Genomic DNA, 19,685 nt, shown 5'->3' on the forward strand with positions numbered 1-19,685 from the left:
TGATCAGGCGTTGAGCAAGGCTTCATGGTCTGCTTCAAGGGGGCGTGACCGAAAGCTGGACCTTTGCCATCGACCGCGGCGGTACGTTTACCGATATCGTCGCACGCTGTTCCGACGGACGCTATCGCGTCGAGAAACTGCTCTCCGACAATCCCGGCCAGTATGAGGATGCCGCCAGCGAAGGCGTGCGGCGCGTGCTGGTGGACGAAGGCGGCACGCTGGAGCGTGTACGTATGGGCACGACGGTAGCCACGAACGCACTGCTGGAGCGCAAGGGCGACCGGGTTGCGCTGATCACCACGCGCGGTCTGGGCGATGCGCTGCGCATCGGGCATCAGGCGCGGCCCGATATTTTCGCGCGGCATATCCTTCTGCCCGAACAGCTCTATGAATGCGTGGTTGAGGTCGATGAGCGGGTGACCGCCGATGGCGAGGTGCTGCGCGCGCCGGATGCACAGGCAGTGCACAACGCGCTGGAGGCGGTGCGGGCGGACGGTATCGATTCGCTGGCGATCCTGTTCATGCATGGCTGGCTGCACAGCGATCATGAAAAGCTGGTCGCAGACATCGCCCGCGACCTGGGCTTCGGTCAGATTTCGGCGAGTTATGAGGTTGCGCCGCTGATCAAGCTGATCGGACGCGGGGATACGACCGTCACCGATGCCTATCTGTCGCCGGTGCTGCGCCGCTATGTCGATCGCGTGCGCAAGGGCGTGGGTGGGGACGTGCCGCTTCAGTTCATGCAATCGAACGGCGGCCTGACCGAAGCAGGCGCGTTTCGCGGAAAGGATGCGATCCTGTCCGGCCCGGCGGGGGGTGTGGTCGGCATGGTGGAAACCGCGGCCGCGCTGGGGGAGGAGCGGCTGATCGGGTTCGATATGGGCGGTACCTCGACCGATGTGTCGCATTATGCGGGGCGGTTCGAACTGGCCGATGACAGCGTCGTCGCGGGCGTCCGTATCCGCGCGCCGATGATGCAGATCCACACCGTTGCGGCAGGCGGCGGATCGGTGTGTCGGTTCGACGGGATGCGTTTTCGTACCGGACCGGAAAGCGCGGGCGCGCATCCGGGGCCGGCCTGTTACCGCAATGGCGGGCCGCTGACGGTGACCGACTGCAATGTCGCGCTGGGCCGGATTGCGCCGGAGCATTTCCCGGCGGTGTTCGGTCCCGACGGGGATCAGCCGCTGGATGTCGAAGCGGCACGGGCGCGTTTGCAGGAGGTGGCGGAGGCGGTCGAACGCGAACTCGGCAAGCGCATGACGCCGGAGGAGATTGCCGAGGGATTCCTGCGCATCGCCATCGACAATATGGCCAATGCCATTCGCAAGATTTCGATCGCGCGCGGCTATGATGTGACCCGCTATGCGCTGGCCTGTTTCGGCGGGGCAGGGGGGCAGCATGCCTGCCGTGTCGCCGATGCGCTGGGCATGGAGCGGATATTGGTGCACCCGCTGGCGGGTGTGCTGTCGGCGCATGGCATCGGGTTGGCCGAAGTGAAGGTCATTCGTGAGGCGAGCTGGCTGAAACCGGTCGGGAAGGACTATGCCCGCGCCCTCGAAACGCTGAAGGCGGAGGCGCTTTCGGCGCTGAACGAACAGGGTTTTGCACCCGATCAGATCGACAGCGAATGCCGGGTGCGCGCGCGGCTGGAAGGCAGCGATACCGCGCTGGAAATGCCGCTGGGGCCGGTTGCCGCGATGCGCGAGGCGTTTCACACGCTGCATCGCGAACGTTTCGGCTATGCCGAGCCGGAGGCGACTGTCATCCTCGATACGCTGGTCGTCGAGGCGCGAGCGGGTAGCGGGCATGGCCGTGATTTTGCAGTACCGCCGGGTGCGGGCGCGCAGGCGATTGCAGCAGGCGACTGGTCGGCGTTCCGGCGCGAGACCATGGCGGCTGAACAGCGGATTGCGGGACCGGCGCTGGTGCTGGACCCGTCCTCCACCACGATCGTCGAGGCGGGGTGGGAGGCAAACCGTGCGGCGGACGGCACGCTGATCCTGACGCGTGTCAAGGCCGCCGAGCGGGATCATGCCGTCGGCACCGAGGCCGATCCGGTGATGCTGGAGATTTTCAACAATCTGTTCATGGCCATCGCCGAGGAGATGGGCACGGCGTTGCAGGCAACGGCAAGTTCGGTAAACATCAAGGAGCGGCTCGATTTCTCCTGCGCGCTGTTCGACGCATCCGGCGCGCTGATCGCCAATGCGCCGCATATCCCGGTGCATCTGGGGTCGATGGGGGAAAGCATCCGCACCATCATCGAGGCGCGTGGGAACGGCGCCGACGGGCGCGGCATTCGACGCGGCGACGCCTATGTGCTCAACGATCCCTATCGCGGGGGCACGCATCTGCCCGATATTACGGTCATCGTGCCGGTATTTTATGACGATGCCGATGATGCTCCGTCCGCCTTTGTCGCGGCGCGCGGGCATCATAGCGATATCGGCGGCATCGCACCGGGGTCAATGCCCCCCGACAGCCGCCGGATCGAGGATGAGGGCGTGCTGATCGACAATTTCCTGCTGGTCGATGAAGGCCGGTTCCGGGAAACCGAAATGCGGGCACTGCTGGCCACCGGGCCGCATCCGGCGCGTAACCCGGATCGCAATATCGCCGATCTGCGCGCGCAGCTTGCCGCCTGTACGCGCGGGGCACGCGGGCTGGTGGAGACGGCGCGCGATTATGGGGCGGACGTGCTTGCCGCCTATATGGGCCATGTGCTGGCCAATGCCGAAGAGGCGGTGCGGCGGCTGCTCGACCGGCTCGATGACGGCAGCTTTACCTATGCGATGGACAATGGCGCCGAGGTGGCGGTGGCGATCCGGGTCGACCGCGAAGGGCGCGCTGCCACGTTCGACTTTAGCGGCACCAGTGCGCAGCTTCCCGACAATTTCAACGCGCCGCATTCGATCGTGCGGGCGGCCGCGCTCTATGTCGTGCGCACGCTGATCGACGATGCGATCCCGATGAACGACGGCTGTTTGCGTCCGATCACGCTGATCGTGCCCGAAGGGTCGATGCTCAACCCCGTCTATCCGGCGGCGGTGGTGGCGGGCAATGTCGAGACCAGCCAGGTGGTTACCGACACGCTGTTTGCCGCGACGGGCAGGCTGGCCCCGTCGCAGGGGACGATGAACAACTTCACCTTCGGCAATGCCGAGCACCAATATTATGAAACCATCGCGGGCGGATCGGGCGCGGGGCCGGATCATGACGGCACCGATGCCGTGCAGACGCATATGACCAACAGCCGCCTGACCGACCCCGAAATCCTCGAAACCCGCCTGCCGGTGCGGCTCGACCGGTTCGCCATCCGGCAGGGATCGGGCGGGGAGGGCGCGCATCATGGCGGCAACGGCGTGGTGCGGCGGATCACCTTTCTGGAGCCGATGCGCGCCAATATGCTCGCCAACCGGCGCAAGGTCGCGCCGCGCGGTATCCGGGGCGGCGGCGATGCGGCACCGGGGCGTAACTGGGTCGAGCGCACCGATGGCACAATCGAGCAATTGGCGGCGACCGGATCGGCGGACATGGCACCGGGCGATGCGTTCGTCATCGAAACGCCCGGCGGCGGCGGGTTCGGAACGAAAGGGGTGGCATGACCTATTTGCCGTTGCTCGGCATCCTGCTGGTGGTTGCCGGGTTTGCGCTGCGCTTCAATCCGTTGCTGGTGGTGTTTGTGGCCGCGATTGCGACCGGGGTGCTGGGCGGTTTGTCGCCGCTCGACGTGCTGGGCACGCTGGGTAAGGCGTTCAACGACAATCGCTATGTCTCGGTCGTGTGGATCGTGCTGCCGGTGATCGGGTTGCTTGAACGCTATGGCTTGCAGGAGCGCGCTCGCACGCTGATCGGGCGAATGCACGGGGCAACCACCGGGCGGCTGTTGCTGGCCTATCTCGTCGCGCGGCAGGCGCTGTCGGCGGTCGGGCTGACCTCGGTCGCGGGTCCGGCCCAGACGGTGCGCCCGCTGGTCGCGCCGATGGCGGAGGCAGCGGCAGAGCGTCAGCATGGTGAACTGGAGCATGAAACCCGTGAGAAGGTTCGCGCCATGTCGGCGGCCACCGATAATGTCGGATTGTTCTTCGGCGAGGATATCTTCGTCGCGGTCGGCTCGATCCTGTTGATACAGGGGGTGATGCAGTCGGATGGGGTGATGCTGACGCCGTTGCAGCTATCGCTCTGGGCGATCCCGCCTGCGATTTGTGCGTTCGTCATTCACGGGTTCCGGCTGTTGCGATTCGACCGGCGGCTGGGGAAGCGCGTGTCATGATCACGCTGGGATGGCTCTATGGGCTGGCGGGTGCGATGTTCGCCGCCTTTGCGATCACCAGCGCGCGTGACAACAGTAATGCGAAACGCTGGGGCAACGCCGCATTCTGGGGACTGCTCGCGATCAGCTTCTGGTTCGGCGATCTGCTGGGCGATCGCGGCAACGGCGTGCTGGTACTGGCGCTGGTGGTGATTGCGGGCACGGGTAGGCTGGGGCGCGGCAGTGTCGAGAGCAGCACGCCCGAAAGCCGGGAAGCGGCGTCGGAACGGTTCGGCAACCGCCTGTTTCTGCCTGCGCTGATGATCCCGATCACGGCTTTTATCGGCACATTGCTGTTCACCTACACGCCGCTGGCCGACAGCGGGTTGCTGGAACGCCATTGGGTGACGCTGCTGCTGCTGGGACTGGGGGTGTTGCTGGCGCTTGCGCTGAGCATGGCATGGCTGAAACCGCCCGCGTCCGCACCGATTCAAGAAGGGCGGCGGCTGATGGATTCGATTGGCTGGGCATCGGTGCTGCCGCAAATGCTGGCGGCGCTGGGCGCGGTTTTCGCAGCCGCAGGGGTCGGCACCGCAATCGGGTCGATTGCCGGGCAGATCATTCCGTCCGGCAGCATCTTTCTGGCGGTGCTCGTCTATGCGCTGGGCATGGTATTGTTCACGATCATCATGGGCAATGCCTTTGCCGCCTTTCCGGTGATGGCGGCGGCGATCGGTATCCCGATCCTGATCCATGGCGATGGCGGCGATGCGGCGGTGATCGGCGCTGTCGGCATGTTATCCGGCTTTTGCGGTACCCTGCTGACGCCGATGGCGGCGAATTTCAACATCGTGCCTGCGGCGTTGCTGGAACTCGACGACCAATATGGCGTCATTCGCGCGCAGGTGATGACGGCGCTGCCGCTGCTCGTCTGCAACATCCTTATCCTCTACTGGTTCGGATTTTCATGACACAGACACTCGATGCGACACTGGCCGAACGGTTTGCGCATATCGCGCTTGGCCATGTGCGGCAGGAATATCCCAACAAGATCGATCATGTGCTGACATGCGATGCAGATGCGCGCACGCCCCGGCAATTGCATCCGGTGTTTTTCGGCAGTTTCGACTGGCATAGCTGTGTGCATGGCTGGTGGTTGCTGCTGACGCTGCGGCGGAAATTCCCGGACATGGCGGCTGCGGAGCGCATCACGGCGCTGGCTGAAGAGAGCTTTACGACGAAGGGGCTGGCGGCCGAATGCGCCTATTTTGACGCGCCGTCCGCTTCAGCATCTGAACGGCCCTATGGTTGGGCATGGCTGCTGTATCTGCATCTGGAGGCATCGCGCCATACGGATCAGCCATGGGAGGAGCGGATCGCGCCGCTGGCACACGGGCTGGGTAGGATGTTGGCGGATTATCTGAAGCGGATGACCTATCCGATCCGGACGGGGACGCATGCCAACACGGCATTCGCACTGGCGCTGGCGCTGGAATGGGCCGACCGATTCGATGCGGTACTGGCCGAAACGATTCGCGTGCGGGTGGCGCATTGGTACGGATCGGATCGCGACTGTGCGGCATGGGGCGAGCCGGGCGGGGATGAATTCCTCTCGCCTGCGCTGGTGGAGGGGCTGTGCGTGATGCGGGTGATGCCAGAAGCGCAGTTCGATGTGTGGCTGTCCGGATTTTTCCCCAACCTCGCCGCAGGTTCACCCGATACCTTGTTCACCCCCGCGACGGTCAGCGACCGCACCGACGGTAAAATCGCGCATCTCGACGGGCTGAACCTTAGCCGTGCCTGGTGCTGGCAGGCGCTGGTACCGCGCCTTTCCGGCGATGTGCGGTCGATCGTAGAGGAGACAGCGCACGCGCATCTTGCCGCTGCGCTGCCGCATCTCGACAGCCATTATGCCGGCACGCACTGGCTGGCGAGCTTCGCGCTGCTGGCGCTACTGGGGGATGAGAGGGACTGAATCTACTGGCCCGCGGCGGTATCGCCCTCGATCCGCGTAACGCTGTCGCGGCGGCGCAGATGCGGGGCGACCAGATTGCGCCGGCGGAACCATTCCTGCCGCTCGGGTGAGAGCGTGCTGAAATTACCGATGACGCGGCGGCATTGTTCGCTGCGGCACTGGCAGATCATGTGCCAGTTATTTTCCGCCAGTGTGGTGGAATAATCCCAGGTGATTTCATCGCCCGCCGCGATGTCGCGCAGCGCGATCAGCAACACGCCCTTGTCGGTAAAGCGCAGGCCCGCATTGGGATCGCAGCTATGGTTGACCAGATCGTCATAGCCGCCCGATGGCCCCATATATTCCTGCGCGCCAACCTGAACGAAGCGGTCCTGCTGTCCGCGCATCAGGCTGGGCACGCGGTCGGCGTGAAAGCGCCTGCCGGTGAACGGCATCAGGATCGCGCCTTCGGCAAAGCGATGGGTTGCGAAAACCGCCTTGCCGAGATGGGTATCGCCGACGCGGAAACGCCAGCCCGTGTCCATCCCGCCACGACGCAGCGAACGCCACGGATTGATCGTTGCCAGCCCGATCATCAGCCAGACGCCTGCATGGCAGCTTATTTCCACCACGATATAGGCAAGGTCGGCAATGTCATGGCGACTGGCACGCAGCGCGACGAGCAGGGTGGCAAGATCGCCGATCGTCCACCAGCCCCATGCAGGGGAGGTTTCGCGTGTACGATCCTCCATCGCGCTCTGCCAGGTCGGCCAGAAGCTGACCGGCACCGCTGCGACCACCAGCATATGCGCCCAAAAGGTGTTGCGGAAGACAAGCCACAGGCCGATCGCGCCCAGACAGGCGACAATACAGAACAGTTCGGTCGCGGAAGGCGCCGACCATTGGGACTGTCGCCACAGGCCCAGCGTAACCAATATGCAAAAGCCCGCCGACATCAGGAACACCATGCCCTGTGGCGTGCCGGGGTTGAGCGCGACATAGGTGACCGCTTCAACCGTGGTGGCGAAGCTCCAGATCAGCCAGGAAGCGCGGTTGGGCTGCACCATGTCGCGGCGCAGGCCGAGCAGATAGGCGCAATAGGCACCGAAATGGCATGCTATCGCAATAGCGAACCAGACGCCGACCCCTGCCACTTGTGACTCCCCGATTAACCATGATCGGGTATCAGAACCGGGTAGTCAGGTCCAGCGACTCGTGCTGACTCCGCGAGTCGCTGCGGGTAGTACGTACCGGTTCAGAAACGTCGGGCGTGGTATTCGCGATACCACTGGACGAAGCGCGGCATGCCTTCCGACAGGGGCGTCCTGGGTTCGAACCCCAGTTTGCGGATGGCGTCGATATCGGCATAGGTTGCGGGCACGTCGCCGTCCTGCATCGGCTGATATTCCCTGATCGCCGCTTTGCCGCACGCCTGTTCGACGATCGCGATCATGTCGCCCAGCGCCTCCGACTTGTTATTGCCGATATTGTAAATGGCATGCGGAGTGCGATTGCCGCCGGGCTTTTCATTGCCGTCGTCCGTCGGGGGATGGTCCAGACATGCTAGCACCCCGGCGACGATATCGTCGATATAGGTGAAATCGCGCTGCATCCTGCCGTGGTTGAACACCTTGATCGGACGGTCGTTGAGAATCGCGTCGGTAAACAGCCAGGCCGCCATGTCGGGGCGTCCCCATGGGCCATATACGGTGAAGAAGCGCAGCCCCGTTTGTGGAATGCGATAGAGATGCGCGTAGGATTCGCTCATCAGTTCATCGGCGCGCTTGGTCGCGGCATAGAGCGAGACGGGATGATCGGCGCGATCCTCGACACTGAAGGGCAGTTTGGCATTGCCGCCATAGACCGAAGAGGAGGAGGCGTAGACAAGGTGCCGGATATCGCGATGGCGCGCCAGTTCGAGCAGGTTGAGATGCCCGATCAGGTTGGAATGGGCATAGGCGCGCGGATTTTGCAGCGAATAGCGTACGCCCGCCTGCGCGCCCAGATGCACGATCCGGTCGAAATCCGCTTCGCCTATGGCGCTGTCAAGCGCGTCCGCATCGCCGAAATCGACCTTATCAAAGGTGAACGCCTCACCACCCTCGGCATGGAGCACGGCCAGCCGGTCCATTTTCAAGTGCGGCGAATAATAATCGTTCAGATTGTCGATGCCGACCACCTGTTCCCCGCGCGCCAGCAACGCACGGGAAACCGCCATGCCGATAAACCCGGCGGCGCCGGTAACCAGCACCGCCATGGTTATGCGGCGGGCGCATCCGCATCGGGGCGACCGATGCTGGAATAATGAAAGCCCGCTTCGGTCATTTCGGCAGGGCTGTAAACATTGCGAAGATCGACGAGTACGGGCGCCTTCATCAGTGTTTTCAGCCGCGGCAGGTCGAGCGCGCGAAACGCATCCCATTCGGTGACGATCGCCAGGGCATCGGCACCGTCAGCCACTTCATACGCCGATTGCACATAGTCGATTTCGGGGAGCAGTTCCCGTGCAGCGTTCATGCCCTCGGGATCATAGGCAACCACCTTTGCACCCGCATCGGTCAGGGCCTGGACGATGGCGATCGACGGCGCTTCGCGCATATCGTCGGTATTGGGCTTGAAGGTCAGGCCGAGCAGACCGATGCGCTTGCCGCGCACATCGCCATCCATTGCCGCGATGACCTTGCGTGCCATGGCGCGCTTGCGGTTATCGTTGATCGCCACTGTGGTTTCGATAAGGCGCACAGGTGAATCATAATCCTGCGCGGTCTTGGCAAGCGCCAGCGTATCTTTCGGAAAGCAGGAACCGCCATAGCCGGGACCGGCGTGGAGGAATTTTGCACCGATGCGGTTGTCGAGACCGATACCGCGCGACACATCCTGCACGTCCGCGCCTACCTTTTCGCACAGATCGGCGATTTCGTTGATGAAGGTGATCTTCATCGCGAGAAAGGCGTTGGCGGCATATTTGATCAGCTCGCTGGTCCGGCGCCGGGTGAACAGGATCGGGGATTTGTTGAGGTAAAGCGGTCTGTAGACCGCTTCCATCGGCGCGCGGGCCTTTTCATCCTCAATGCCGACGACGATGCGGTCGGGACGCTTGAAATCCTCGATCGCGGCACCTTCACGCAGAAATTCGGGATTGGAGGCAACCGCGAAATCCGCCGAGGGATTGGTTTCGCGAATGATGCGCTCCACTTCGTCGCCGGTGCCGACCGGGACGGTCGATTTGGTGACGATCACGGTAAAACCGTCCAGTGCCTCGGCGATCTCCTTAGCCGCCGCATAGACATAGGACAGGTCAGCATGGCCATCGCCGCGTCGCGTCGGCGTGCCGACACCGATGAACACGACGTCCGCCTTGGCGACCGGCTCCGCCAGATCGGTCGAGAAGGAAAGCCTGCCCGCCGCGACATTGCCGGAGACAAGCTGATCCAGTCCGGGTTCGTATATCGGAATACCGCCGTCTTTCAGCTTGGCGATCTTCTGCGCATCCTTGTCGACGCAGACAACATCGTGGCCGAAATCGGCGAAACAGGCGCCGGAAACCAGGCCGACATAGCCGGAACCGATCATTACGATTTGCATGAAACCTCAATCCGTCTGGTTGTCATCAGGAACGCCATTAGGCTGTATGCCTTCCCTTTACCGACATAGGTTCGGATGGCAACCGGGGAGGCATGATTGCACCGGGATTGTGAGGTATCGGAACGCCGGAAATGAAGCGGATACTGGGGCTGCGGAACAATGCAGATAAAATCCGGGCCGCCGCCGGAAAGTCGGCAACGGCCCGAATCCGATCAGCTGGGTCAGAACGGACGAATGATGTCGCCGCCCACATTGTCCTTGAAAAGCGTTGAAAACATATAATTTCTCCCATTTGCGCACATAAGCGCGCGATTTTGAAGTTAACGATTTGTTAACTGAAAATCAATTGCGGCTTGCCACAGGTGGGAGACTTAAGGTTTCCTTCAATTCTGGGCGTTATTGCCACAGGAATGGAAAGGCGATCCCGCCCGATATCAGCGACTGGCCAGAGCCGTCCCCCGTTGGGCGGATTTATGCGCATGTCCGGCGAAAGTCCGTCGGTAGAGCCGGATGCCGACAGGAAGCGCTATGGTGACTTTCCTGCTGGCAGGCCCATTCAGGCATCGAAGAATTTTCCAGCCCAGAATGCAAAAGGGAACCCTCAGTTGAACGGCGTTCCACAACGCGCGCTGGCATTGCTGGAGATTGCCAATTTCGCATCGCTGCGGCGGCATATCGGCAAGCCGCGCGCGGCCAGGCTGACCTACGACATTGCCCGGCAGATCATGTTCTTCAACCCGGTGCTGCAGGCGCAGCCGGTCGGGCTGACGATGGTGGAAATCGGTTTTTCCTGTGTCGATGCGGAAGACTGCCGACACATGCTGCATCGGGTGATCGAGCATTTCGCGCAACCGGTGACGGTGGACAGCGAGCGCTATCTGGTATCCGTTTGCATCGGCGCCACCGTCACGCCGGGGGGGGATGATGACGATATCCGTCTGGCCGAGGCGGCCGAAGCGGCGGTGGCCGAGGCCCGGACGATGGGGCAGTTAATTGTTCTGGATCTGGGGCGCGACGAATTTGCCTATGACCGGCCGGGCCTGGTTCAGGAATTGCCGCGGGCAATCGCCGATGGCGAACTGTTCCTGCAATATCAGCCGAAAGTGCATTTGCGGCGGCAGGAAATTGTCAGCGCGGAAGCGCTGATCCGCTGGCAACACCCGGTACGCGGCGTGGTGCTGCCGGGTGAGTTTATCGCGGCTGCCGAAGCGGTGGGAGCGATCGCGCCGCTGACCCTGTGGACGCTGAAGCAGACCATTTCCGACCAGCGTTTGTTGGCGGACAAAGGCTTCGACCTTCCGATTTTCATCAATATCTCGGCGATGTTGCTTGCAGATACGCATTTCGTTCAGGAAGCCATTGGGATTCTGAAGGATTCAAATGCTAAAATCGGATTTGAGATTACTGAAACGGCGGTAATCCGCGATCCGGAAATTGCACTGCGGCATTTGCAGCAATTTGCCGATATGGGCGTTCCGATTGCGATCGACGATTATGGGGCCGGGCTGTCCTCGCTGGCCTATATGAAGCAATTGCCCGCCAGCGAGTTGAAGATCGACAAGGGGTTTGTCACCCAGCTTACCAGCAGCAATCGCGATCCGCTGATCGTGCGATCCACCATCGACCTGGCACATGCCATGGAAATGGAGGTTGTTGCCGAAGGGGTGGAAACACCCGCAGCTATGGCGCTGCTGAGTGTCATGGGGTGCGACATGGTACAGGGGTATCTGATCAGCCGTCCGCTGGGCATGGAGGCCTTTTTGCACTTTCTGGAAAATGACGGGCACCGCAACATCGCTCAGCCCTCCATTCCCGATTTCAGGCGTGCCGGAACCGGGCTGAAAAGCGCCTGAAAACCAGATTTCGGCGGGTCCGCACCCAGCTATTAGCGACCTTTTAAGCCTATTGCGGGACAATAGGGCGATGGTTCGCCCTGTTTGCCTTGTCCGGTTGCTGGCCGCCGCATTGTTGCTGGCGGTGACGTGCCCTGCATCGGCTTCTGTACCGACCGGTCTGCCGAAAGCGATTTCAGAACGCATCGCTGCTGCCGAGCAACTGATGGTGGCCAATCCTGCCAAGGTGTTTGAACAGGCTCAGGGCATTGAAAAGGATGCGCTGAGTGTTGCCGATGCGCGCGCGAGGGCGGTGACGCAAGCGACCGCTTTATGGTTGCAGGCAGATGCCCTGTTACGAATGGACCGGGAGGCAGAGGCGAGGCCGAAGATCGATCGTGCTTTGCAATTGCTTCAACCGTTGACAGGCTATGAAAAGCTTAAAGCGGATCTGAATCTTACGCGCGGCAATGCCCAGAATATGGCGGGGAATGCGGCGGAGGCACTGAACAGCTTTCACGAAGCGCATCAGGCGTATCAGCGGTTGGGAGATCGGCGTAGTGAATCAATCGCATTACAGAATATTGCGGCACTGTATTCAGTGGCAAATGATAACAGCCAAGCAGAGAAATACTATCGTCAGGCTGGAGAGGTGTATAACGATGGTGCCATCATATCGCTGACGCAGGAGAATAATCTGGGTGGGGTTCTCCTCCAGCTTGACCGATATAAAGATGCTAGCAATGAATTCGAAAAAGCGTTGGCTTTGGCGCGAAAATTAGGAAGCAAACCACTCATTGCGCGAATTTTGGGAAATTTGGCTAGATCTAAAGTAGAGGATGGAGAATTAAAATCGGCAGAACCGTATCTCAATGAGGCTCTGTCTCTGTCAAAAGGAAATGAATCGGTTTCAAGAAGGCAGCAATTGCTGGCTACAAAAGCCAGAATTTCCTATATGAGTGGAGATATAACTGCGGCGCTGAGATGGATTAATGAAGCGTTTTCCGGCGTTGATATAAAAGACACTAGCGTGCAATATCGTTATGCACATTATTACGCGTACAAAATCTACAGTGCCGCCGGGCAACCGAAGCTTGCGCTAGAACATCTGGAGGCATTGAAGCGGCTGAACGATGAATCCGCCAAGGTTGCTTCTTCCAGCAATGCGGCGCTGGCGGCGGCGCGTTTCGACTATCAGCGGCAGGAACTGCGTATCGCGCAGCTGAAGGCGCAGGAATTGCGCCGCAATGTCACCTATGAGCGTGCGCGTTCGCGGTTTCAGCGCATCATCTTCATCAGCATCGGTGCTGCTGCGCTGCTTGTTCTGGCGCTGCTGTCCTTCGCTCTTGTCACTTTGCGGCGCAGCCGCAACCGGGTGCGTGCCGCCAACCTGAACCTGGAAGCCAGCAATGCCGCGCTCGAAAAGGCGTTGCATGCCAAGACCGAATTTCTGGCCACTACCAGCCATGAAATCCGCACGCCGCTCAACGGTATTCTCGGCATGACGCAGGTGATGCTGGCTGACAAGGCGCTATCGGAACCGATTCGTGAGCGGATCGGTGTCGTGAACGGTGCCGGGCTGACAATGCGCGCACTGGTCGACGACATTCTCGACGTGGCCAAGATGGAAACCGGCAATCTGACGGTGGAATCCATCTCCTTTGATCTCCCGCAGGTGCTGACCGAAGTCAGCCGTATCTGGGAGGAACAGGCGCGCGGACGGGGGATCGGGTTCGTTCTGGATATTGCCGACGATGTGCCGCAATGGATTGAAGGCGACCCCGCTCGCCTGCGTCAGATTGTGTTCAACCTGCTGGCCAATGCGCTCAAATTTACCGAACGGGGCGAAATCCGGCTTCGTGCTTTTCTGCGTTCGGAAGGGGAGGCGCAGCGGCTTTGTGTTGCGGTGTCCGATACAGGTATCGGTATTCCCGCCGACAAGCAGGAAGAGATTTTCGAATCTTTCAAGCAAGTGGATACCAGCACCACGCGAAAATATGGCGGCACCGGGCTTGGACTGGCGATCTGTCGCAACCTTGCCCAGGCGCTGGGCGGGAATATCGAGGTTAAAAGCGTGCCTGGTAGCGGCTCAACCTTCATCATTGCGCTGCCGGTGCGCAGGAGTGCCGCACCCGATGCGCAGGAAGTGCGGGTCGACAGCTTCTGCCGCAACAGCATCCTCGTGCTCGAGCGTAATCCGATTGCGCGCAGCATGCTGAAAACGCTGATCGGGCCGCGTGTAGAAATTTTACGTTTTGCCGAAAGTGTGAAGGACGCCATTCATATCCTTGATCAACAAGGTTTTGGGTGCCTTCTGATCGATCAGGGAAGCGTTGAAGGCGAAGCGGAAGGCGCATTTTCTGCGCTTGAGGGGCTTGCTTCGGCGGCCGCAAGAACGCAAAGCAACGTCGCGCTCATGTGGAAGGCCCCAGATGAGAAAACAGGTGCAGCCATTGCAAATGCCGGTATTGTTAATGTTATCGAAAAACCCGTTGCCGGTGCGATATTGACGCAGCGGTTGTTCGGTAGCCTTGATGGCGCAGGGAATCCGCCCCTTGTTTCGCAGGCGGCATAAAGTGATAGTTGAGTAATGAAGTATCCGGACTCCTGGATGAAGCCTGACGCATGGGGCGTGTTTCCGTGAACATCCTGTTCATAGAGGACGACCCCATGAACCGCAGGGTAGTTCGCGACATGTTGGATGTTGCCGGCGTCACCATGGCTGAGGCTGAGGATGCAGAAAGTGGGCTTAGGCAGATCGATGCTGCGGCATTCGATGTCATCCTCGTCGATCTGCGGATGCCCGGTATGGACGGTTTTGAGGCGATCCGGCGCATTCGTGCGCGCGGCGATGAAAAACAGGATTTGCCTATTATCGTGGTGACGGCTGATACTGCTACGGATCTGCGAGAGCGCTGCCTGTCGATCGGTGCAGACGAAGTGTTGTTCAAGCCTGTGGCGATGGATGCGCTTTTCGACGCTATTGGTGCAACGCTTGCGAAAAAGGGCGGCGAGGGCGTGATCCTGTAAGCACCTGTTTGGCAATTCGCATTTCAGACGAATTGCCGTGTATGGTGCCAGCCCGCTCCCGATTCCTCAAACAAACTTTAGGCGGTTTTGCTTCACTCGGCGTATAATTCGGGTCAGGCCTGCTGCGCAGTTGGGTTCGGTTCTGCTGTGACGTTCCACCATTGCGGATGATCAAGATACCATCGGCACGTCAGGGCCAGTGCCTGATGAAAATCATGGCGAGGGCGAAAATCCAGTTCTCTGGCAATTTTTTTCGCGTCAATCGCATAGCGCCGGTCATGGCCGGGGCGGTCGGTCACAAAGGTTTTGAGGTCGCTGGTGCTGCGTCCTGATGCGGGCGGAGCGGACGGAAAGCGCTTCGCCAACCTCGTATCTTCGGTAAATGCCTGGTCGACAAAGGCGCAGATCGCGTCGATCACGGCAAGGTTGGGCACCTCCATCCCGCCGCCGATATTATAGGTTTCGCCTGCCGCGCCATCGTCCAGAATGCGTGCGATGCCCTCGCAATGGTCCTCGACGAACAGCCAGTCGCGTACATTCATCCCGTCGCCGTAAATGGGCAGCGGCTTGCCGCTCAGGGCGTTTCGCAAAAAAAGCGGGATCAGCTTTTCGGGGTGTTGCCAGGGACCGAAGTTATTCGAACAATTGCTGGTTGTGACCTGTAGACCGTACGTATGGTGAAAGGCGCGTACGAGGTGATCCGACGCCGCCTTGGACGCTGAATAAGGTGAGTTGGGGGCGTAGGCTGTGGTTTCGCTGAACGCAGGGGCATCGGGGCCAAGGCTGCCATAGACTTCATCGGTCGAGATATGATGGAAACGGTGCGGGAGGCCGGTGCCGCGATCGAGCCAGACGGCTTTCGCAGCCCGCAACAGGCTTTGGGTGCCCAGCACATTGGTCCGAATGAAGATGTCTGGATCGCTGATCGACCGGTCGACGTGACTTTCGGCGGCAAAGTGGACGATGGTGTTGATCGCGAATGTGTCGAGCAGTCGTTCGATCAATGTACCTTCGCAAATATCGCCATGGACGAAGCGGATGTCGGGAATATCGGCGATATTCTCCCGCCGTCCCGCATAGGTCAGGGCGTCGAGCACCAGAATTTCATCTTCCGGGTGCGTTTCGCGCCAGTAGCGGACGAAATTGGCACCGATGAACCCGGCACCGCCTGTAATGAGTAACCGGTCAGCCATCGAGCGTCTCCAGGGACTGGCGGCCGTTTGCCAGTTGCCGCATCAGATATTCGCCATAGCCGCTCTTCACCAGCGGTGCCGCGAGCGCCTCCAGCGCATCATCGGAGATGAAACCCTGCCGCCAGGCGATTTCCTCCGGACAGCCGATTTTAAGGCCCTGTCGGTCTTCGGTGATGCGTACAAAGAGGCCTGCGTCCAACAGGGAGCTATGGGTTCCGGTGTCAAGCCAGGCATAGCCTCGCCCCATACGTTCCACGCAAAGCTTGCCTGCCTCCATATAGCGATGGTTGAGATCGGTGATTTCATATTCGCCGCGTGCCGATTTGGGGATGTCGGCGGCAAGGCGAGGAGCGTCGCCGTCGTAGAAATACAGGCCTGTAACCGCCCAGTTAGATTTGGGATCGGCAGGCTTTTCTTCCAGCGTTTGCGCATGGCCGTGATCGTCGAAGCTGACCACGCCATAGGCACGCGGGTCGGCCACGGTATAGCCGAAAACCGTTGCGCCATCACGTCGCCTGTCCGCGTTGCGCAACAGCGTGGTCAGGCGGTTGCCGTAAAAGATGTTGTCGCCAAGCACCATCGCCGAAGGGCGTCCTTCGAGATAGTCTGCGCCCAGCCTGTACGCCTGGGCCAACCCTTCCGGTTTGTTCTGGCGTTTATAGCTGATGGACATGCCCCATTGCGATCCGTCGCCCAGCAATGCCTGAAACGCCGGCTGATCATGCGGGGTTGTGATGACCAGCACCTCGCGAATGCCCGCCATCATCAGAACGGATAGCGGATAATAGATCATCGGCTTGTCATAAACCGGCATGAGTTGTTTCGAAACGCGCAGGGTTAGCGGATAAAGGCGCGTTGCCGATCCTCCCGCCAGCAGGATTCCGCGGCGTGTATCAGCCACGCGTCTTGCCCTGCGTCTCGGCGACGTTACGTTGCATCTTGGTTCCCATCCACCCCTTGTTCAGCGCCACCATGTCCGACATGGTTAAAGAAATCGTGCATGGGTGTGGTGGGGGTGTATTACGCAGCACAATTATTATATATTCTTGCAAGCTGCTGCTGTGCTGGAATTGCCGGTATTCCACTTGAAATATATTCGGCCCGGTGATAGGGCGCCCAGCCTGCGACCGGGGCATATGCTTCCGGCGACCTGTTTCTATTGATATTTCGAAGACTGGAGTCTGACGGCCTTATGCAAATCATCGTTCGCGACAATAACGTCGATCAAGCGCTGCGCGCGCTCAAGAAGAAGCTGCAGCGTGAAGGCGTTTACCGCGAGATGAAGCTGCGTCGCCATTACGAAAAGCCGAGTGAAAAGCGTGCGCGCGAGCGTGCAGCGGCGATTCGTCGTGCGCGCAAGCTGGAACGCAAGCGCGCCGAGCGCGACGGAGCGCGCTAAAGCGTTTTGCGGGTGCGGCCGGTGCTGCGCCACAATAGCATCATGACTCCAATGGCAGTCCCTGTGGGGGCTGCGTCTGTTCGGGAACCCTGCCATGTCCGTTACCGCCGTTCCGCTGCAGCCCGTAAAGCGCGGCTATATCGCATGGATATGGGTCGGGGTTGTGGCCGCGATCGCCATTGCGGCCGCGCTGGCGTGGCATAGCGGTGTCAAATCGACGGCGTCAGGGCTCAAATACCAGGTGATCCATAAGGGCACTGGTCCGCATCCCACCGACGATGACGTGGCGCTGGTTACCTATACCGGGCATCTGCCCGACGGCACGGTGTTCGATAAGTCCGAGCAGCCGGCCCCGCTCCCTGTGTCGGCAGTGGTGCCGGGGTTTCAGGAAGGTCTGAAGCTGATGCAGAAGGACGGCGATTATCGCCTCTGGATTCCTGCCAAGCTCGGCTATGGCGATCATCCCCCGCAAGGGTCCGAAATTCCTGCTGACTCGCCGCTGATTTTCGACGTGCACATGATCGACTTCATCAGCGAAGCGCAGTTCCGCCAGATGATGCAGATGCGGATGATGCAGATGCAGCAAGGCGCTGGCGGCGGTGCAGGAGTGCCGGGGACTTCTCCCTCAGGACAGTGATTTTCCCGATGGGGATTGGTGGATAATGCACGGCCGCCCGAAGCTTTTCGGGCGGTCTTTTTTGACGATTTGCGGTGGGTTGAACCTTTGGTGCGATACCGGGGGGTGATTGGGCCAACTGTGATATAATTGACATTGGCCAAAGGTGCAGGTTTTGGCTACATGCATCAGCGAGGCGTGGCTTGCCGCAGCTATGAACGCATATGCGATTATGTGACTTGGTTGCTCTGGCTGCGGGGTTTTGGCGGTGGAGCGTTTTTCTATGAAATCGGTAGGCGCGCGCAGCATTTTTAATGCGCGCCTGTTTTTAAGCGGAACGCTGCTGACTACGGCAATCGTTTTCGGGGGAGGGGGGACGCCGGCTCCGCTTGCAGAACTGATTGTGCAGCTGGTGGCGATCGCAGTTTTTGTAGCCTGGATTTGGCTGGTGGAGCGTAGTGCGGCTAGGCCGAAAGCGCGGCGCGATGTGCCGTTGCTGGTGCTCTCCATTGCCTTTGTTGCGATCCCTGCGGTGCAGCTTATCCCCCTTCCTCCTGCTATTTGGCACCATCTTCCTGCCCGTGAAATCGAAGTAAGAGCGTTGGCTTTGGTGGGCAGTGCAAACGCATGGATGCCCTGGTCGATGTCGCCGACCAGAACGCTTGCATCACTGCTATCGTTGATCCCCCCTATGGTGATGCTGTTTTTTATGTGGAGGCTGCCCAGGGGGGAGCAGACAACGATGCTTGGTCTGCTTGGGGGGCTGGGGCTGGTGGCTGCGCTCGTTGGTGTTGTGCAATTGGTTAGCGGTAACGCTAACTGGCTACGTTTTTATGCAGATACGCATTATGGATTTGCTACGGGTTTTCAGGCAAACCGAAATGCAGATGTCGATGTGCTGTTGATTGCCGCGATGGCCTTGTTGGCGTGGATTGTGTCCACCGGAAGAGTATTTGCATCACTGCAAAATAAGCTGCTTTTGACAGTTTTTTTGTTTTTTATGGCAGTTTCTCTTGTGCTGACCGGGTCGCGTGCAGGTGTCGGTCTAATTGTTGTGCCCATAGTGTTTGGTATGATTCTCTTTGTCCCACATGTGCGTGTTCGGGGCTGGAAATTGGCTGTTGGCGGCGCGGTGGTACTTTCCGTATTATTTGTTGGTGGGTATGCGTTGCGAGATAATGCTCGTATTCAGAACACGCTGCAGCGGTTCGATCAAGGCGCGGTGCGACGGCCGGAAATCTGGGCTGATACTGTCTATGCCATCAAGCAGCATTTGCCGGTTGGCAGCGGAGTAGGGACATTTCGTCCGATTTACGACGCTGCTGAACGACTGGAATTTGTGCATTCGACATACGCCAATCGAGCGCATAACGATTATCTTGAATATGTTCTGGAGACGGGATTTGTGGGTCCCCTGCTGTTGTTTGTGGGGTTGATTTTCCTGCTATGGCGGGGAGTAGCCATTCTGCGTCAAACGGAATCCCGGACGCGGCGGAACCAAATTCTTTTTGCGCTTGCTGGTTTCAGTGTCTTCATCCTTCATTCATTGGTCGATTATCCGATGCGGTCCATGTCCCTGGCTGTTGTTTGTGCGTTGCTATTTGGCTTAATGAGCGGTGGGGCCGACGGGCCAAGTCGCGAAAGACGTGGTAAAAAAAGGCAAGGTAGAAGGAGTGCCCGTTCGTGACCTTCCGGTGGGCTTTATCGTTGTTTGTGCCGTCCCTGCTCCTTTTGTGTGGATGTAGTGGGATGCATGCGTCTGCAGGTTTGCCGAGTGGTGCTGCTGCGTATGCGGTGATGCCGGCGCCGAGGGTTGGAGCG

At 60.0% G+C, this 19,685-nt stretch carries 15 protein-coding genes; 10 read left to right on the forward strand and 5 right to left on the reverse strand.

Features of this window, described 5'->3' with window-relative positions; genetic code table 11:
* The first annotated feature begins 44 nt into the window (after positions 1-44).
* The 4 genes from FHR23_RS15905 to FHR23_RS15920 are packed head-to-tail and all read left to right on the forward strand — an operon-like array spanning position 45 to position 6,230.
* On the forward strand, positions 45-3,608 hold the full coding sequence (locus FHR23_RS15905) for a hydantoinase B/oxoprolinase family protein (protein ID WP_184005965.1): 3,564 nt from the start codon (positions 45-47) through the stop codon (positions 3,606-3,608).
* Positions 3,605-4,276: a DUF969 domain-containing protein gene (locus tag FHR23_RS15910; protein WP_184005967.1), complete on the forward strand. Its 672-nt coding sequence runs from the start codon at positions 3,605-3,607 to the stop codon at positions 4,274-4,276. Before FHR23_RS15905 ends, FHR23_RS15910 begins: the two co-directional genes overlap by 4 nt.
* Positions 4,273-5,226, forward strand: coding sequence for a DUF979 domain-containing protein (locus FHR23_RS15915; protein WP_184005969.1), 954 nt, complete (start codon positions 4,273-4,275; stop codon positions 5,224-5,226). The genes FHR23_RS15910 and FHR23_RS15915 overlap by 4 nt, the downstream gene beginning before the upstream one ends.
* A complete protein-coding gene (locus FHR23_RS15920; protein ID WP_184005971.1) occupies positions 5,223-6,230 on the forward strand; it encodes a DUF2891 domain-containing protein in 1,008 nt (335 codons plus the stop codon). The genes FHR23_RS15915 and FHR23_RS15920 overlap by 4 nt, the downstream gene beginning before the upstream one ends.
* Before the next feature lie 2 nt (positions 6,231-6,232).
* Here FHR23_RS15920 and FHR23_RS15925 read toward each other — a convergent pair whose 3' ends face one another.
* From FHR23_RS15925 to FHR23_RS15935, 3 genes are all read right to left on the reverse strand, one after another.
* Positions 6,233-7,363: an SET domain-containing protein gene (locus FHR23_RS15925; protein ID WP_343043208.1), complete on the reverse strand. Its 1,131-nt coding sequence runs from the start codon at positions 7,361-7,363 to the stop codon at positions 6,233-6,235.
* A 101-nt stretch (positions 7,364-7,464) separates the two neighbouring features.
* The gene (locus FHR23_RS15930) at positions 7,465-8,466 is read right to left on the reverse strand and encodes an NAD-dependent epimerase/dehydratase family protein (RefSeq protein WP_184005973.1); all 1,002 of its coding nucleotides are present in this window, start codon (positions 8,464-8,466) and stop codon (positions 7,465-7,467) included.
* A gap of 2 nt (positions 8,467-8,468) precedes the next feature.
* The gene (locus FHR23_RS15935) at positions 8,469-9,794 is read right to left on the reverse strand and encodes a UDP-glucose dehydrogenase family protein (protein WP_184005975.1); all 1,326 of its coding nucleotides are present in this window, start codon (positions 9,792-9,794) and stop codon (positions 8,469-8,471) included.
* Positions 9,795-10,273: 479 nt separating this feature from the next.
* Between FHR23_RS15935 and FHR23_RS15940 the strand changes: the two genes are divergently transcribed.
* The 3 genes from FHR23_RS15940 (at position 10,274) to FHR23_RS15950 (ending at position 14,656) form a co-directional block, all read left to right on the forward strand.
* Entirely contained in the window at positions 10,274-11,647 is a 1,374-nt protein-coding gene (locus FHR23_RS15940) for an EAL domain-containing protein (protein WP_246359957.1), read from the forward strand.
* Between the two features lie 70 nt (positions 11,648-11,717).
* A complete protein-coding gene (locus tag FHR23_RS15945; protein WP_184005977.1) occupies positions 11,718-14,201 on the forward strand; it encodes an ATP-binding protein in 2,484 nt (827 codons plus the stop codon).
* 65 nt (positions 14,202-14,266) lie between these two features.
* The gene (locus FHR23_RS15950) at positions 14,267-14,656 is read left to right on the forward strand and encodes a response regulator (RefSeq protein WP_343043210.1); all 390 of its coding nucleotides are present in this window, start codon (positions 14,267-14,269) and stop codon (positions 14,654-14,656) included.
* 113 nt (positions 14,657-14,769) lie between these two features.
* Here the strand turns inward: FHR23_RS15950 and rfbB are convergent, their stop codons facing one another.
* Together rfbB and rfbA are read right to left on the reverse strand one after the other, a co-directional pair.
* On the reverse strand, positions 14,770-15,849 hold the full coding sequence (gene rfbB, locus FHR23_RS15955) for a dTDP-glucose 4,6-dehydratase (RefSeq protein WP_184005981.1): 1,080 nt from the start codon (positions 15,847-15,849) through the stop codon (positions 14,770-14,772).
* Positions 15,842-16,750, reverse strand: a complete 909-nt coding sequence (gene rfbA / locus FHR23_RS15960; RefSeq protein WP_343043211.1) for a glucose-1-phosphate thymidylyltransferase RfbA — start codon at positions 16,748-16,750, stop codon at positions 15,842-15,844. The genes rfbB and rfbA overlap by 8 nt, the downstream gene beginning before the upstream one ends.
* A gap of 291 nt (positions 16,751-17,041) precedes the next feature.
* Here rfbA and rpsU point away from each other — a divergent pair, with 291 nt between their 5' ends.
* From rpsU to FHR23_RS15975, 3 genes are all read left to right on the forward strand, one after another.
* Positions 17,042-17,248 carry a 30S ribosomal protein S21 gene (gene rpsU / locus FHR23_RS15965; protein WP_055983274.1) on the forward strand — a complete coding sequence of 69 codons (207 nt, stop codon included), beginning with the start codon at positions 17,042-17,044 and terminating at the stop codon, positions 17,246-17,248.
* A 94-nt stretch (positions 17,249-17,342) separates the two neighbouring features.
* Positions 17,343-17,885, forward strand: coding sequence for an FKBP-type peptidyl-prolyl cis-trans isomerase (locus FHR23_RS15970; protein WP_184005983.1), 543 nt, complete (start codon positions 17,343-17,345; stop codon positions 17,883-17,885).
* Between the two features lie 262 nt (positions 17,886-18,147).
* On the forward strand, positions 18,148-19,551 hold the full coding sequence (locus FHR23_RS15975) for an O-antigen ligase family protein (RefSeq protein ID WP_184005985.1): 1,404 nt from the start codon (positions 18,148-18,150) through the stop codon (positions 19,549-19,551).
* The last annotated feature ends 134 nt before the right edge of the window (positions 19,552-19,685 follow it).

This window comes from Stakelama sediminis (assembly GCF_014199335.1).
Lineage (GTDB): Bacteria > Pseudomonadota > Alphaproteobacteria > Sphingomonadales > Sphingomonadaceae > Sphingomonas > Sphingomonas sediminis.

Excerpts from the sequence above, each read along its gene's own strand:
- FHR23_RS15970 (WP_184005983.1), top strand. The coding sequence starts at position 17,343 with ATGTCCGTTACCGCCGTTCCGCTGCAGCCCGTAAAGCGCGGCTATATC.
- rpsU (WP_055983274.1), top strand. The coding sequence starts at position 17,042 with ATGCAAATCATCGTTCGCGACAATAACGTCGATCAAGCGCTGCGCGCG.
- FHR23_RS15920 (WP_184005971.1), top strand. The coding sequence starts at position 5,223 with ATGACACAGACACTCGATGCGACACTGGCCGAACGGTTTGCGCATATC.
- FHR23_RS15935 (WP_184005975.1), bottom strand. The coding sequence starts at position 9,794 with ATGCAAATCGTAATGATCGGTTCCGGCTATGTCGGCCTGGTTTCCGGC.
- FHR23_RS15915 (WP_184005969.1), top strand. The coding sequence starts at position 4,273 with ATGATCACGCTGGGATGGCTCTATGGGCTGGCGGGTGCGATGTTCGCC.
- FHR23_RS15940 (WP_246359957.1), top strand. The coding sequence starts at position 10,274 with ATGTCCGGCGAAAGTCCGTCGGTAGAGCCGGATGCCGACAGGAAGCGC.
- rfbB (WP_184005981.1), bottom strand. The coding sequence starts at position 15,849 with ATGGCTGACCGGTTACTCATTACAGGCGGTGCCGGGTTCATCGGTGCC.
- FHR23_RS15930 (WP_184005973.1), bottom strand. The coding sequence starts at position 8,466 with ATGGCGGTGCTGGTTACCGGCGCCGCCGGGTTTATCGGCATGGCGGTT.
- FHR23_RS15975 (WP_184005985.1), top strand. The coding sequence starts at position 18,148 with ATGAAATCGGTAGGCGCGCGCAGCATTTTTAATGCGCGCCTGTTTTTA.
- FHR23_RS15910 (WP_184005967.1), top strand. The coding sequence starts at position 3,605 with ATGACCTATTTGCCGTTGCTCGGCATCCTGCTGGTGGTTGCCGGGTTT.
- FHR23_RS15945 (WP_184005977.1), top strand. The coding sequence starts at position 11,718 with ATGGTTCGCCCTGTTTGCCTTGTCCGGTTGCTGGCCGCCGCATTGTTG.